The sequence below is a fragment of the Pantoea sp. Fr+CA_20 genome (assembly GCF_024520835.1).
In the GTDB taxonomy this organism is placed as follows: domain Bacteria; phylum Pseudomonadota; class Gammaproteobacteria; order Enterobacterales; family Enterobacteriaceae; genus Pantoea; species Pantoea allii.
The window spans coordinates 1-13,648 of sequence record NZ_JALNPN010000018.1; the positions used below are offsets into that span (position 1 = coordinate 1).

A 13,648-nucleotide genomic window follows, 5' to 3' on the forward strand; every position below is an offset into this window, starting at 1 on the left:
TGGATGCCGTAGCGTTCCTGAGCCTGGCGGTAAGTCATCTCGCCTTTTTCAACCTGCTCCACGACTGCCAGCTTAAAGGACAGAGAGTAATCCCGCTGAGTGCGTTTAACATACTGTTTCATCACATTCTCCTCAAAACCAGTGGAAAATGTGTCAACGCTATTCAGGACGGGACATGTGGAACTAAAAAGGAGCCAATGGCTCCTTTTTTTGCCTTTCAGTTTGCTATTCGAACGCCTGAGCGGTTAACAACCTGCTTAACATGTTTTAGAATCAGCCCTCTTTCACTCACTCTCCGGGATATTTTCATGAAGCACCTGCAGGTTGCGGTCGGCATCATTCGCAATGCCAGTAAACAGATTTTTCTTGCCCAGCGTGCGGCGTCCTCGTATATGGCCAATAAGTGGGAATTCCCCGGCGGGAAAATTGAAGCAGGTGAGAGCGCCGAGCAAGGATTAGTGCGCGAACTGTTAGAAGAAACCGGTATTGAAGTGACGCAGGCGCGCGCTATTGGCACGAAAGATCATACCTACGACGATCTGCGCGTAACGCTGCATTTTTTCCTGGTGGAAGGCTGGAAAGGTGAGCCCTGGGGCAAAGAGGGACAACCGCAACGTTGGGTCGAACAACATGCGCTGGTCGCCGAAGAGTTTCCGGCAGCGAATCATGAGCTGATAGCTCGTCTGGTGGCGGACGAACTGTAATACGGTGGGGCAATCACGCCCCACGGTTTTACTCAACGGTCTTCTTCGCTCCAGTTATCACTGTCATTCAAATCATCGCTGCTGGGAATGCGCTTTTCTTCTGCAGCCCACTCGCCCAGATCGATTAACTGACAGCGTTTACTACAAAATGGCCGCCATGGGCTGAGTTCATCCCAGATCACTGTTTTACCGCACTGCGGGCATTCCACCGTCATTATCTCTTCCTGCATTTTCACCTCTAACAACAGGCCAGTTGGAAGTTAAGGCGCGCTGGCACTTCGCCATGCTCGCTGTCCAATGGCATAAAACGTATCGCAAAACGGCTTTTATGGCCCGAAACCTGAGGATACAGTGCATCCTCCATTTCCAGCTGCAGTCGCAATAAATCCGCGCCTTCAGCATTATCCTGATAAAACCCATTCAAACTGGTTTGTAAACGGTAGGTTCCCGACTGGCGAATCAAATCAAGCAGCATCGCCAGGGTACTGTGCAACGGGATAAGGGTTTCCATCCAGCGTGTCACCTGCGCGTCGCGCGTCGCCTGGGGCAAATGTAGCCAGATATGCAGGCCGGGTAAATCAAAGCTACAGCACCCGCCGGGAATGCTGAGTCGTTGGCGAACCAGGGCGATAAGACGATCTTCTCGCAATGGCTGTCCCATACGAGGGGCGCTGTTAAGCAGAACAGACTGCGCTTTCAGCTTGTCACGTAATGCATCCACCACGGACATATCTACGCCGGGCACATCGGCCCATGCACGCAGTTTCGCTTGCTGGCGTTCAAGCTCTTTCAGCAATTCGGTGCGCATATCGCCACGCTCGAAGATATCCAGCAGTTCTCCAATCAGGCGGAAAAAAGTCAGTGCCGTCGCGGTGTTTTCCAACGGCATAATGTCATGCAACTGGTCGATCAAAAATTCCACGCGCAGCCAGGTACGCATTTTTTCATTCAGTGGATGTTCAAACAGAACGACTGTACTCATGGGTTAATCCTGTTTCGCTGCCGCAAGCTTCAGATAAAGCTGATGGAGTTGGGCAACCTGGGGCAGCGCATTTTCAGGTGCGCCACTGTTATCAATAATATCGTCCGCACAGGCGAGACGCTGTTGACGCGTGGCCTGTGCCGCAAGAATACGTTTAGCCTGATCGAGAGAGACATTGTCGCGCTGCAGCGTGCGTTTAAGCTGCGTCTCTTCATCGGTATCGACGACCAGCACGCGATCGGCCTGCCGCTGCAGCTGATTTTCAACCAGCAAAGGCACCACCCACAAAACATAGGGCGAAACGGCCTGCGCTTTAAGCTGCTGGGTGCGTGCATTGATCAGAGGGTGAAGCAGCGCGTCTAACCAGCGTTTTTCATCGGGCGTGGCAAAAATGATCTCTCTTAAACGTGAGCGATGTAGTGCGCCCTGTTCGTTCACAACAGCGTCGCCATAGCGAGCGATAATAGCCTGAAGAGCGGGCGTGCCTGGCTCGACGACTTCACGAGCAATGACATCCGCATCAATGATATCGACACCTGACGCAGCAAAATACTCGGCAATGGTACTTTTGCCGCTGCCAATTCCGCCAGTCAGCGCCACAGTGTAGGGGGAATCTCTCACACAAACTCTCTTAGTCGCTCAGTATCACGCCGGTCACGCGTCATCACAGGATAAATATGCGCGCTGGGTCACAACAAAAATACGCAGTTGAATTTAATGGATTGTAGCGTAAATAAAGTGAAATTCGCAGTCTTGTTGCGGCTGGAATGGCGCGTATCATGAGATCGCGGGAACCGTGATGGCTTCATGCACGACAGTTTATAACCTCTTACCAGGACAGGATGTATGCGCATTGAAGAAGATTTGAAACTGGGATTTAAAGATGTATTGATTCGCCCCAAGCGCTCAACGCTGAAAAGCCGTTCTCAGGTTGAGCTGGATCGCAGCTTTACCTTTAAGCATTCCGGTCTTAGCTGGAGCGGTGTGCCGGTTATCGCCGCCAATATGGATACCGTTGGCACCTTTCTGATGGCGGAGGCGCTGGCCGGTTTTAATATTCTGACGGCTGTGCACAAGCATTACAGCGTAGAGGAATGGCGGACATTCGTGCAACGCGTACCGAGTGCAGTGCTGAAGTATGTGATGGTTTCTACCGGGACCTCGGATGCCGATCTCAATAAACTGATCGCGATTATGGCGATCTCCGACGAGTTGCAGTTCATCTGCATCGACGTCGCCAATGGCTATTCTGAACACTTTGTCGATTTCCTGAAGCGCGCCCGGGAAACCTTCCCTGGTAAAACGATCTGTGCAGGGAACGTCGTGACCGGCGAGATGGTGGAAGAGTTAATCCTGTCTGGTGCAGACATCGTTAAGGTCGGCATTGGGCCTGGCTCGGTGTGCACCACGCGCGTCAAAACCGGCGTAGGCTATCCGCAGCTCTCTGCGGTCATTGAGTGCGCCGATGCGGCCCATGGCCTGAGCGGGCAAATTGTCAGCGACGGGGGTTGTAGCGTACCGGGCGATATCGCGAAAGCCTTTGGCGGCGGAGCAGATTTCGTCATGCTGGGTGGTATGCTGGCCGCGCATGATGAGTGTGAGGGCCGGATCGTCGAAGAAAATGGCGAGCGTTTCATGCTGTTTTACGGCATGAGTTCAGAGTCGGCAATGAAACGTCATGCCGGTAGCGTCGCAGAATACCGTGCGGCAGAGGGAAAAACGGTGAAGCTGCCGTTACGCGGGCCGGTGGAGGAAACCCTTCGTGACATTCTCGGCGGTCTCCGTTCTGCCTGTACGTATGTTGGCGCTGAGCGTCTGAAAGAGTTAACCAAACGCACGACCTTTATCCGGGTAGCCGAGCAGGAAAACCGAACCTTTACCCGTTAAGGCAACCTGTTGTGCATGCAGTAAGGGTGAGGCTGCGCCTTTACTGCATTGCTTCTCCTAATCCAAACACGGGTAAGTACATGGCAATCACCAATGTGCCCACAATGCCGCCAATCACCACCATCATGATGGGTTCCAGCGAGGCTGCAAGATTATCAGCACGCGTCAGCGTCTGTCCTTCATGCCATTCAGCCAGACGTACCAGCATCACATCCAGTGCGCCTGCTTCTTCACCTACGCGAATCAACTGACTGCAGAGCGGGCTAAATAAGGGATGATTGTTCAGCGCCTGGTGCAGAGGATTGCCCTGAGCAATATGATGCTGAAGTGCCTCGATAGCTTCCCGCCACAGCAGCGAGGAGAGCGTGACCTTTGCCGCCTCAAGCCCTTGCAGCAGCGTCAGTCCTGCCTGCTGCGTCAACTGCAAAACACTGTAGATTTGTGTCAGTTGACTTCCCCGCCATAGTCCGGCGATCACGGGAATGCGCAGCAAAGCTCGCTGCTCGCGACGCTGCCAGTTTTCAGCGTGCCGACGCCACTGTTGCCCTCCCATGGCCAGCAGAATAACCAACCCGGTTAACGGTAATCCCCATGCCTGCAATATCTCAGAGAGCGTAATAACAGCAGCGGTGAAAACAGGCAAGGGGGCGTCAAAGGAGGCATACACCGAAACAAACTCCGGTAAGACAAACAGCAGCATGCCGCAGGTGACAGCCAGCGCGACGGCCAGGATAAACAGCGGATAACGCAGCGCTTTAATCACCTTGTCCCGTAAATGTTGCTGGCGTGTTTGCTGCTGTGCCAGTTGTTCGCAGCAGATGTCCAGCTGGCCGGTCAGCTCACCGACCTCCATCAGGGCGGGATAAAGCGGCGGAAATATTTGCGGCCACTGACGCAAGGCGTGGGAAAAGGGCTCGCCTGCTAACACGTGATGTTGCAAAGCCAGCATCAGGGCACGCCAGGCTGCCTGAGGATGCCCTTCAGCAAGGAGACTCAGGCTCTGTGACAGAGGAAGGCCCGCCTTAAGCAGCGTGGCGAGCTGGCGAATCAAATCGATTTTATGCTGCCACTTCCAGTCACTTCGGCGTATAACTTTTTCCCGTTTCCAGCTCACGGGCAGTAAATGACGTTGCGCCAGATCAGAAAACAGCCTGTCGCAGTCAGGTGCAAGGTGGTGGCCTGTTTGCAACCTTCCGCTGCTGTCTACCGCATGCCAGCGATACAAACAGAGGCTAGTCATTATCCAGTCCGATCACGCGCTGCATCTCTTCCAGCGAGGTTTCACCGCGACTGACGGCTTCCAGACCGGATGTCATCAGGGTACGCATGCCCTGCTGTTTGGCCAGGTCCAGTAAGCCTTCGACCGGCATTTCGGCGGCGATGGCGTTTTGTAACTTCGCCGTTACGGGCAGTAATTCAAATAAGGCCAGCCGACCAAAATAACCCGAAAAGCAGTGATCGCAACCCGGTGCTCGCCAGGTTTGTAAGGTACCAGGCCAGAGTGACGCAGGAAAGTGGGCCACCGCCTGCGCCGGTTCGCGGCAGCGAGGGCACAAGCGTCTTACCAGCCGTTGTGCAACGATCAGGCGGAGTGCCGAACCCAGCAGATAGCCCGGAATGCCCATTTGACGTAAGCGAGTCAGCGTTTCCGCCGTCGAGTTGGTGTGCAGGGTCGAGAGAACCAGATGACCGGTTTGCGCTGCCTTAACGGCAATTTCCGCCGTCTCACCATCACGTATTTCACCCACCATGATGACGTCAGGATCCTGGCGAAGCAGAGCGCGTAACACGCGGTTGAAATCAAGGCCATACTTTGGATTAATCTGGGTCTGGTTGATACCCGGAAGCGGGATCTCAACAGGATCTTCCACGCTGCAAAGGTTCTTATCCGGCTGGTTGATGGCGCTCAGCCCGCTATAAAGCGTAAAGGTTTTGCCGCTACCGGTTGGGCCTGTTACCAGAATCAACCCTTGCGGCTGCATCAGTGATGAGGTCAGCAGGCGTAGCTGCGCGGCAGGCAGTCCCAGCTTATCCAGTGACAATGCTGCGCCTTCACTCTGCAGCAGGCGTACCACGGCTTTTTCGCCGCCCTGAATGGGCAAGGTTGAGAGCCGAAAAGAGGCCGACCTGCCTTCAATATCACAACTAAATTGCCCATCCTGAGGCAGGCGCCGTTCGGCAATATCCAGACCTGCCAGAATTTTCAGCCGCGCCAGCAGTGCAGCCGGTTGCGTATCACACTGCGGGGGCAGGGGATGCAGGACCCCGTCAATGCGCAGGCGAATACGCAAGCTGTTCTGGTAAGGTTCGATATGAATATCCGACGCACGACGCAGTGTAGCCTGGCGCAAAAGCTGACTGGCGGCATCAATCGTCGATTCCCCTGGCGCTTTTTCTTTTGCCATTAGCGGTTTATTCGTCGATTCAAACTGTTCCAGTCGGGCCTGTGGCCAGCATTCCACTTCGGTTTTACACGGGCTGGCAAACTGTAAGGCTTCAAGCAGGCCCGCCGGAATGCTTTCGGCAACGGCAAGGCGTAAGTGGGTCGTATTGTGATCGAGGACAATCGCTCGGTAGCGCTGGCAGATCAGCCTAATCGCATCATCAGGTTTTTGCATATGCGCCTCCCCGATCGGCAAAGCGGAATTGTTCCTGGCAGTTATCACGCAGAGTCGTGTTATTGCTGGTACAGGTGCGCTGCCACACGATGGTGCCCTGGGTGCTGTCCCATACGGGGAGCATCTCAACGCTTAATCCGTTAAGGCTTTCCTGCCCGGTCAGGGTAATCATGCCGTTGACCACGGTGATGGCCGACACATAACGCGATGTGGTTCCCTGCGGAATACCGCGTTGCCCGGCCTGGCACTGATCAGGACCGCCGCGCTCAATGGCACACAGTTCAACGGCTGTCTTAAAGGGCACCATCGTTTGCAGCATGTCGGTTAGCGCGGCGCGCTGCAGATAGTTTTGATAAGCAGGCAGCCCAATAGCGCTGAGAATTGCCACGATGCCAACCACAATCATTAATTCAACCAGCGTGAAACCACGTTGATAGATCATTCCATTGCCTCCTGTGTAAGAAGGCCGCAGTGTAAAAAGCCTGTGGCGGCGATAACAGCAGCAGATCAGGAGAGTGGAAAAGCGCAGGCAGGAAAGAAAGCGGATTACAGCAATACAGCTTAAACAGTGGAAGAAACTGCACAAAACAGGCCGTGCCAGTGGCACGGCGAAAACGATTAGCTCGCTTGAAAGCGCATGGAAAGATCGAGGGCACGCACATGTTTGGTCAGTGCACCGACGGAAATATAGTCCACACCGGTCTGGGCGATTTGGCGGAGTGTCGTATCAGTGACATTGCCGGAGACCTCCAGCAGCGCGCGACCTGCCGTTACCGTCACCGCTTCGCGCATCTCATCCAGCGTAAAGTTGTCCAGCATGATGATATCGGCTGCCGCCTCAAGGGCTTCCTGTAGCTCCTTTAACGACTCGACTTCCACTTCCACCGGGACATCCGGATAGAGCCAAAAGGCTTTTTCCACCGCCTGGCGAATCGATCCACTGGCAATAATATGGTTCTCTTTAATTAAAAAAGCATCAGACAGCCCAAGGCGGTGATTGCTGCCCCCGCCGCACAGTACGGCATACTTTAAGGCCGTACGCAGCCCCGGTACGGTTTTACGCGTATCCAGAAGCTGTGTCTGTGTGCCTTCCAGCAGCGCGACATAGCGGCTGACTTCAGTGGCCACGCCCGACAACGTTTGCACAAAGTTTAGGGCAGTACGCTCGGCAGTGAGCAGCAGGCGAGCGGGGCCCTCAATGTCAAACAACCGCTGATCCGCGATAACGGGTTGTCCATCTTCAACATGCCAGGTCAGTGCGTCATAGGCACCCAACTGGTTAAAGACCTCTTCCACCCAGCGTTTACCACAAAAAACACCGGCTTCGCGGGTAATGACCTGGGCATGGGCCCGGCTTTCGGCAGGCAACAGCTGCGCGGTAATATCCCGATCGCTGTCTATCTCACCGCCAAGATCTTCCTGTAATGCACGTGCAACCGTTTCAGGAATATCATTTTCAATACGTTCAAGCAGCGCCTTGTGGCGACTGTCAGGATCATAGCGACGCACAGACATAGCGTTCAGCTCCAGCAAAAGTCAGATAACAGTGTGATTACCATATCCTGAATAATACAGCGGTGCCAGTCCTGGACGGTGTTTTGTTTAGTATACTTAACAAAACAGTGTCGGCGCCTGGGTCGCGGCGCATTTTGGCGCAATAATTCCTTAGAATTCATGTTATTCTCAAACCGATTCCGCGATGAGAAACCAGTATGAAATTAGAAAAAGGATGGCTGACCGGTGTGCGACAGGTGCCGTCACCGCACTATAATGCGCGGCCGCATAACGAAGCACCTTCTCTTCTGGTTATTCATAATATTAGCCTGCCGCCGGGTGAATATGGCGGCCCGTGGATTGATAAACTGTTCAAGGGCACACTGCCTTCAGACGCCCATCCTTACTTTGCTGATATCGCCCATTTACGCGTCGCCGCACACTGTTTAATTCGGCGTGATGGCGAGATTGTGCAGTATGTGCCCTTTGACCAGCGCGCCTGGCACGCGGGGATATCGCAGTTTGCAGGACGGGAAAACTGCAACGATTTTTCCATTGGCATTGAGCTGGAAGGAACGGATGTTGAACCCTATACCGAAGCGCAATACCAGGCTCTGCATCAGATCACGCAAATCTTGATGCAGCACTATCCGATAACGCCTGCCCGCATTACCGGACACAGTGATATCGCACCGGAGCGTAAAACCGATCCCGGCCCGGCGTTTGACTGGACCTATTATCAGCAGCGGTTACAGCAACGAAAATCATGATTCATCTGGAGTAACTATGACGTTATTTACCTTGTTACTGGTTTTAGGTTGGGAGCGGCTGTTTAAGCTGGGGGAGCACTGGCAACTGGATCATCGGCTTGAGCCCTTTTTCCGCGGTCGTCGGCACTTTTCTGTTATGCGTACCCTGTTGATGCTGTTTGTGGTGATGGTACTGACCGCGCTGGTGGTATGGAGCCTGAAAGGCATTCTGTTTGGTATCCCTCAACTCGTGTTCTGGATTGTCGTGGGATTATTGTGCATCGGTGCCGGTGTGGTGCGTCAGCATTATCATGCCTATCTGCAGGCCGCGAGCCGTGATGAAGCCGCAGCGCATCAGGCAATGGCGGCAGAATTAACCCTGATCCACGGCGTGCCGGTTGAATGCAGTGAACGCGAATTTTTACGTGAGTTACAAAACGCCCTCATCTGGATTAACTTCCGTTTTTATCTGGCACCGATGTTCTGGTTTGTGGTGGGAGGTGCGTGGGGCCCGGTTTTGCTGGTGGGTTACGCTTTTTTACGGGCCTGGCAAAGCTGGCTGGCAAAACATTGTACGCCGATGGCGCGTGCGCAATCCGGCGTGGACAGCATTTTGCATCTGGTTGACTGGATTCCGGTGCGGCTGGCGGGCGTGGCCTATGCGCTGCTCGGCCACGGAGAGAAGGCGTTACCTGCCTGGTTTGCATCATTAACCGACAGGCACCGCTCTCAGTACCATGTGCTAACCACGCTGGCGCAGTTTTCCCTGGCCCGCGATCCACACAGCGATAAGGTCGCTACGCCACGTGTTGCGGTGGCGCTGGCGAAGCGTATTTCGCTGGTGTTAGTCGTGGTGGTTGCGCTCCTGACCATCTACGGCACGCTGGTGTGATCGGCAGGTGGCACGCCAAAATCCGGTGTGCCATCTTCTCGCCAGTGTACATATTTTAGGCGCGTGTGACGATTACCATCCCACAGAGGGTCCCCTTCAATTTCCGTATAGTTGCGCGCATGGTAGACCAGCAGATCGCGTCCGCTTTCATCCTGTGTAAAGCAACTGTGCCCTGGCCCGTACTGGCGATTTTCCCAACTGGTCGAGAATACCGGCCGCGCTGACTTTTGCCAGGCTAACGCATTCAACGGATCGGCGTCACGCTGAATAGACAGCAGGCCCATACAGTAATTTTCATCCGTTGCGCTGGCCGAATACGTAATGAAAAGCCGATCGCCATGCACAATCGCTGCCGCCCCTTCATTAACACTAAAGCCCGCGCACTCCCATTCGTATTCCGGGCGGCTCAGCATCACCGGTTTACCTTTTAGCGTCCACGGATTGCGCAACTCCGCAAGGTAGAGGTTGGAATTACCCGGAATGCTGGGATCTTTTTGCGCCCATAAATACCAGTTTTTACCCTGATGAACGAAGTGAGTGGCGTCCAGCGAGAAACTGTCGATGTGGCTTAAGACCTGGCGTGCAGGCTGCCAGCTGCCGCTGAGCGGATCCGCATCGTCGCAGACCAGTGCGTACATGCGGTGCTGAAACAGCCCGTCTTTGATGTCGCGTGAAGGGGCTGCGGCAAAATAGATGACCCACTGACCATCAATATGGTGCAGCTCCGGTGCCCAAATCAACTCGCTAAAGGGGCCGATATCAGGCTTTTGCCATACCACAACCGGCTCTGCGTTGCGTAAGCCCATCAACGTGCTGGCACGACGGATTTCCAGACGATCGTATTCCGGTACGGAAGCAATGAAGTAATAGTGCTCTCCATGGCGCAGGATAAAAGGATCGGCACGTCGTTCGATAAAAGGGTTAGGCCAGTTCTCGCTCATTTCACTGCTCCCGTCTGGATCTCGCTGGTGTGTTGATCGTGTCCCGTCTGTACCGCTGTACGGCGCAGGGCAAGATCGCGTTGGATGGTTTGCATTAAGCTGCGATCCACTTTCATCAGCCGCACTACGCCGGCGGTAATCAAATAACCGATGCCCGGAATAACGGTAAACAGCAGCACGATCCCACTGATGGCATGCGCGGATTGCTGTTTCGCTCCGGCATCGTAGCCGTAAGCCGAGAGCAGAAAACCAACCATGGCACCTGCGACCGCCAGGCCCACCTTGAGGAAGAACAGGTTGCCGGAAAAGCTGATGCCGGTAATGCGCTTGCCGGTTTTCCACTCACCGTAGTCATCCACATCGGCCATAAGGGACCAATGCAAAGGCGAAGGAATCTGATGGAGGATATTCAGCAGGAAGTAGGCGATGACCACCGTGACGGTGGCGTGCGGATCGAGCCAGTAAAAACCACTGGAGAATAACGCGAGGGCAATATTGGTCCAGAAAAAGACTTTCAGCTTACACCAACGATCGGTCAGCACTTTTGCCAGCGTACTGCCCAGCATCATGCCCACCACACCAAGGCTGATAAACAGCGTAGCAAAGTGAGGGGTTTGGCCCATCACCCAGGTGACGTAGTACATGGTTGCCGCCATACGAATAAACCCAGGGCAGACGTTGCAGAACGTCAGCAGCAGGATGCGCACCCACTGATCATTCTTCCACACGTCACGCAAATCGTGTTTCAGGTCATCATTTGTCGGCACGGCAGGGTGAATACGTTCACGGACGTTGGCGAAACAGAACAGGAACATCGCTAATCCCACCAGCGCCAGTACGCCCATCGCCATTTGATAGCCGCGCGCTTTATTCTCGCCACCAAACCACTCAGCCATGGGCAGCAGCGACAGCGAGAGGATCAACGTGGCAATGCCCACCATCACAAAGCGATAGGACTGACAGGACACGCGCTCACCGGGATCGTTGGTAATCACGCCGCCCAGCGAGCAATAGGGGATATTAATCGCAGTGTAGGTCAGGGACATGAAAAAATAGGTGACAAACGCCCAAATAACCTTGCTGTGGTAGCTCCAGTCAGGTGTGGTAAACATCAGCACACTGAATATGACATAGGGCACCGATACCCAGAGCAGCCAGGGGCGAAAGCGTCCCCAGCGACTTTTGGTGCGGTCGGCAATAGCGCCCATTATCGGATCGGTGATGGCATCAAGAATCCGGACAGAGAGTAACAGTACACCGACCAATGCCGGGGCTAAGCCAAACACATCAGTATAGAAATAGCTGAGAAACAACATGACGGCACCGCCAATCATATTGCATCCGGCATCACCCATGCCGTAGCCCAGCTTTTCTCTGAACGAGAGCGTTTTACCTGTCATTATTGTTTCCTGCAGAAGGATTAAACAGAAAAGGATTATTAATGTTTAATCAGCAGGATGAGCGGCAATAAATCGTTGCGATGATGGACAAAACAGCCATGGAGAGAGAAGTGTGAACAGCGTCGGGTTTAATGACTGCCCACCCGCTTAAACATGCGCGCGGGTGGGCAGCGCTATCAGGCTTTTTGCGTTTTATTTTTAACTACATAACCAACAGCAAGGATGACCAGCCAGACAGGGATTAACCATACGGAAATGGCCATGCCCGGTGTCATCGCCATCAGGACCAGAATTCCGCCCAGGAAAACCAGGCAAATCCAGTTACCCAGTGGATACAGAACGGCCTTAAAGCGGGTCGTCACGCCCTGCTGATTTTTCTTTTTACGGAATTTCAGGTGCGCCAGGCTAATCATCGCCCAGTTGATAACCAGCGCAGAAACGACCAGCGACATCAACAGACCAAACGCTTCACCCGGCATCAGGAAGTTGAGCAGCACACACAGGGCAGTCGCAACGGCTGACACCAGAATACTCATTACCGGTACGCCGCGACGGTCAACGTTCAGCAGCGCTTTAGGCGCATTTCCCTGCTGTGCCAGACCAAACAGCATACGACTGTTACAGTAAACGCAGCTGTTATAGACCGACAGGGCGGCCGTCAGGATGACCACGTTCAGGGCATTCGCGACCATCGCATCGCCCAGTTCATGGAAAATAAACACGAAAGGGCTGGTGTCTTCGGTTACGCGCGTCCACGGCATCAAAGAAAGCAGTACCGCCAGCGAGCCGATATAGAAAATCAGGATACGCCACAGCACCTGATTGGTCGCCTTAGGGATCGTGGTTTCCGGGTTATCCGCTTCCGCCGCCGTAATTCCCACCAGTTCCAGCCCACCAAACGAAAACATGATAATCGCCATGACCATCACCAGTCCGCCCAGGCCATTAGGCAGAAAGCCGCCGTGCTCCCACAGGTTGCGCACGGTTGCCTGTGGACCGCCCGTACCGCTAAACAGCAGCCAGCCGCCGAACAGGATCATCGCAATAACCGCAATCACCTTGATAATGGCGAACCAAAATTCCATCTCACCAAACACTTTTACGTTGGTCAGGTTAACGGCATTGATCAGCACAAAGAAGATCGCGGCTGAGGCCCAGGTAGGAAAATCAGGCCACCAGAACTGAATATATTTACCGACGGCACTCAACTCGGCCATCGCCACCAGCACATACAGAACCCAGTAGTTCCAGCCCGATGCAAAACCAGCAAAGTTACCCCAGTATTTATAGGCGAAATGACTGAAGCTACCGGCTACCGGCTCTTCAACCACCATTTCACCAAGTTGGCGCATAATTAAAAAAGCGATAAATCCGGCAATGGCATAGCCTAAAATAACGGCTGGCCCTGCCGATTTGATGACCGACGCGCTGCCCAGAAACAGGCCGGTTCCCACTGCACCACCCAGGGCAATCAACTGAATATGGCGGTTTTTTAAACCGCGCTTCAGCGATTCGCCGTGCTGTTGTTCCATACACACCTCGTGATGTTGTTATTCTTCGCTGCAGTGCAAGCTGACTGTAAAGAATTGATTACATTAACGACTGATATTTTTAGGGTATCTGACTTGCGTAATGAAGCCAGTTGTAGCCTGGGGACCAGAATAGTGATAAGCGCAGGGCTTTGCACCTGCTTTCGCTTTAGCGGTCACGAGTTGCCTGAAAAAGAAGCAACCAGGTGGAATCCATAGCGATAGGCGATAAAGAAAAAGGCCCCGGCCCGGTCAAAAACCGCACCGCCAGCTAAATCGGTTTAACTACCGACATTATGTAATTTTTAGTAAAAGTTAAAAAAATTAACATTCCGCTAACGCCCGGCTTTCCACTTTTTAACTCTACAGTTATGGCAGCCACGCCGCATTCCTTCACTTTAATGTCACAGATGCCGTATAGACACAAGGTGAATACTTTGTTACTTTACGGG

General features: G+C 53.7%; 14 protein-coding genes. 4 read left to right on the top strand and 10 right to left on the bottom strand.

What is annotated here, in order from left to right; translation table 11 throughout:
• The first annotated feature begins 308 nt into the window (after nucleotides 1–308).
• Complete coding sequence (gene mutT, locus NR177_RS18265; RefSeq protein ID WP_063878412.1) at nucleotides 309–704, top strand: 8-oxo-dGTP diphosphatase MutT; 396 nt, start codon at nucleotides 309–311, stop codon at nucleotides 702–704.
• A 32-nt stretch (nucleotides 705–736) separates the two neighbouring features.
• Here the strand turns inward: mutT and yacG are convergent, their stop codons facing one another.
• From yacG to coaE, 3 genes are read right to left on the bottom strand one after another with little or no spacing between them, the layout of a single operon-like run.
• Nucleotides 737–934: a DNA gyrase inhibitor YacG gene (gene yacG / locus NR177_RS18270; protein ID WP_063878413.1), complete on the bottom strand. Its 198-nt coding sequence runs from the start codon at nucleotides 932–934 to the stop codon at nucleotides 737–739.
• An 8-nt stretch (nucleotides 935–942) separates the two neighbouring features.
• The gene (gene zapD, locus NR177_RS18275) at nucleotides 943–1,686 is read right to left on the bottom strand and encodes a cell division protein ZapD (protein ID WP_063878414.1); all 744 of its coding nucleotides are present in this window, start codon (nucleotides 1,684–1,686) and stop codon (nucleotides 943–945) included.
• 3 nt (nucleotides 1,687–1,689) lie between these two features.
• Nucleotides 1,690–2,307, bottom strand: coding sequence for a dephospho-CoA kinase (gene coaE, locus NR177_RS18280; RefSeq protein WP_256853369.1), 618 nt, complete (start codon nucleotides 2,305–2,307; stop codon nucleotides 1,690–1,692).
• 225 nt (nucleotides 2,308–2,532) lie between these two features.
• On the opposite strand from coaE, the gene NR177_RS18285 reads away from it, so the two are divergent.
• Nucleotides 2,533–3,573, top strand: coding sequence for a GMP reductase (locus NR177_RS18285; protein ID WP_063878416.1), 1,041 nt, complete (start codon nucleotides 2,533–2,535; stop codon nucleotides 3,571–3,573).
• Between the two features lie 40 nt (nucleotides 3,574–3,613).
• Here the strand turns inward: NR177_RS18285 and hofC are convergent, their stop codons facing one another.
• The 4 genes from hofC to nadC form a co-directional block, all read right to left on the bottom strand.
• Nucleotides 3,614–4,813, bottom strand: coding sequence for a protein transport protein HofC (hofC, locus tag NR177_RS18290; RefSeq protein ID WP_256853370.1), 1,200 nt, complete (start codon nucleotides 4,811–4,813; stop codon nucleotides 3,614–3,616).
• Nucleotides 4,806–6,191, bottom strand: a complete 1,386-nt coding sequence (gene gspE, locus NR177_RS18295; RefSeq protein WP_256853371.1) for a type II secretion system protein GspE — start codon at nucleotides 6,189–6,191, stop codon at nucleotides 4,806–4,808. The genes hofC and gspE overlap by 8 nt, the downstream gene beginning before the upstream one ends.
• Complete coding sequence (gene ppdD / locus NR177_RS18300) at nucleotides 6,178–6,633, bottom strand: prepilin peptidase-dependent pilin (protein ID WP_063878419.1); 456 nt, start codon at nucleotides 6,631–6,633, stop codon at nucleotides 6,178–6,180. The genes gspE and ppdD overlap by 14 nt, the downstream gene beginning before the upstream one ends.
• A gap of 176 nt (nucleotides 6,634–6,809) precedes the next feature.
• A complete protein-coding gene (gene nadC / locus NR177_RS18305) occupies nucleotides 6,810–7,706 on the bottom strand; it encodes a carboxylating nicotinate-nucleotide diphosphorylase (RefSeq protein ID WP_256853372.1) in 897 nt (298 codons plus the stop codon).
• A 197-nt stretch (nucleotides 7,707–7,903) separates the two neighbouring features.
• Here nadC and ampD point away from each other — a divergent pair, with 197 nt between their 5' ends.
• A complete protein-coding gene (ampD, locus tag NR177_RS18310) occupies nucleotides 7,904–8,455 on the top strand; it encodes a 1,6-anhydro-N-acetylmuramyl-L-alanine amidase AmpD (protein WP_256853373.1) in 552 nt (183 codons plus the stop codon).
• 16 nt (nucleotides 8,456–8,471) lie between these two features.
• A complete protein-coding gene (ampE, locus tag NR177_RS18315; protein WP_063878422.1) occupies nucleotides 8,472–9,326 on the top strand; it encodes a beta-lactamase regulator AmpE in 855 nt (284 codons plus the stop codon).
• Here ampE and NR177_RS18320 read toward each other — a convergent pair.
• From NR177_RS18320 to aroP, 3 genes are all read right to left on the bottom strand, one after another.
• On the bottom strand, nucleotides 9,308–10,267 hold the full coding sequence (locus tag NR177_RS18320) for a family 43 glycosylhydrolase (RefSeq protein WP_063878423.1): 960 nt from the start codon (nucleotides 10,265–10,267) through the stop codon (nucleotides 9,308–9,310). The genes ampE and NR177_RS18320 overlap by 19 nt on opposite strands.
• A complete protein-coding gene (locus tag NR177_RS18325) occupies nucleotides 10,264–11,667 on the bottom strand; it encodes a glycoside-pentoside-hexuronide (GPH):cation symporter (protein ID WP_256853374.1) in 1,404 nt (467 codons plus the stop codon). The genes NR177_RS18320 and NR177_RS18325 overlap by 4 nt, the downstream gene beginning before the upstream one ends.
• A gap of 176 nt (nucleotides 11,668–11,843) precedes the next feature.
• Nucleotides 11,844–13,199, bottom strand: a complete 1,356-nt coding sequence (aroP, locus tag NR177_RS18330; RefSeq protein WP_096012074.1) for an aromatic amino acid transporter AroP — start codon at nucleotides 13,197–13,199, stop codon at nucleotides 11,844–11,846.
• Nucleotides 13,200–13,648: the final 449 nt, after the last annotated feature.

Bases quoted from the DNA above. Each gene is read 5' to 3' on its own strand.
- mutT (WP_063878412.1), top strand. From the start codon at position 309: ATGAAGCACCTGCAGGTTGCGGTCGGCATCATTCGCAATGCCAGTAAA.
- yacG (WP_063878413.1), bottom strand. From the start codon at position 934: ATGCAGGAAGAGATAATGACGGTGGAATGCCCGCAGTGCGGTAAAACA.
- zapD (WP_063878414.1), bottom strand. From the start codon at position 1,686: ATGAGTACAGTCGTTCTGTTTGAACATCCACTGAATGAAAAAATGCGT.
- NR177_RS18285 (WP_063878416.1), top strand. From the start codon at position 2,533: ATGCGCATTGAAGAAGATTTGAAACTGGGATTTAAAGATGTATTGATT.
- hofC (WP_256853370.1), bottom strand. From the start codon at position 4,813: ATGACTAGCCTCTGTTTGTATCGCTGGCATGCGGTAGACAGCAGCGGA.
- gspE (WP_256853371.1), bottom strand. From the start codon at position 6,191: ATGCAAAAACCTGATGATGCGATTAGGCTGATCTGCCAGCGCTACCGA.
- ppdD (WP_063878419.1), bottom strand. From the start codon at position 6,633: ATGATCTATCAACGTGGTTTCACGCTGGTTGAATTAATGATTGTGGTT.
- nadC (WP_256853372.1), bottom strand. From the start codon at position 7,706: ATGTCTGTGCGTCGCTATGATCCTGACAGTCGCCACAAGGCGCTGCTT.
- ampD (WP_256853373.1), top strand. From the start codon at position 7,904: ATGAAATTAGAAAAAGGATGGCTGACCGGTGTGCGACAGGTGCCGTCA.
- ampE (WP_063878422.1), top strand. From the start codon at position 8,472: ATGACGTTATTTACCTTGTTACTGGTTTTAGGTTGGGAGCGGCTGTTT.
- NR177_RS18320 (WP_063878423.1), bottom strand. From the start codon at position 10,267: ATGAGCGAGAACTGGCCTAACCCTTTTATCGAACGACGTGCCGATCCT.
- NR177_RS18325 (WP_256853374.1), bottom strand. From the start codon at position 11,667: ATGACAGGTAAAACGCTCTCGTTCAGAGAAAAGCTGGGCTACGGCATG.
- aroP (WP_096012074.1), bottom strand. From the start codon at position 13,199: ATGGAACAACAGCACGGCGAATCGCTGAAGCGCGGTTTAAAAAACCGC.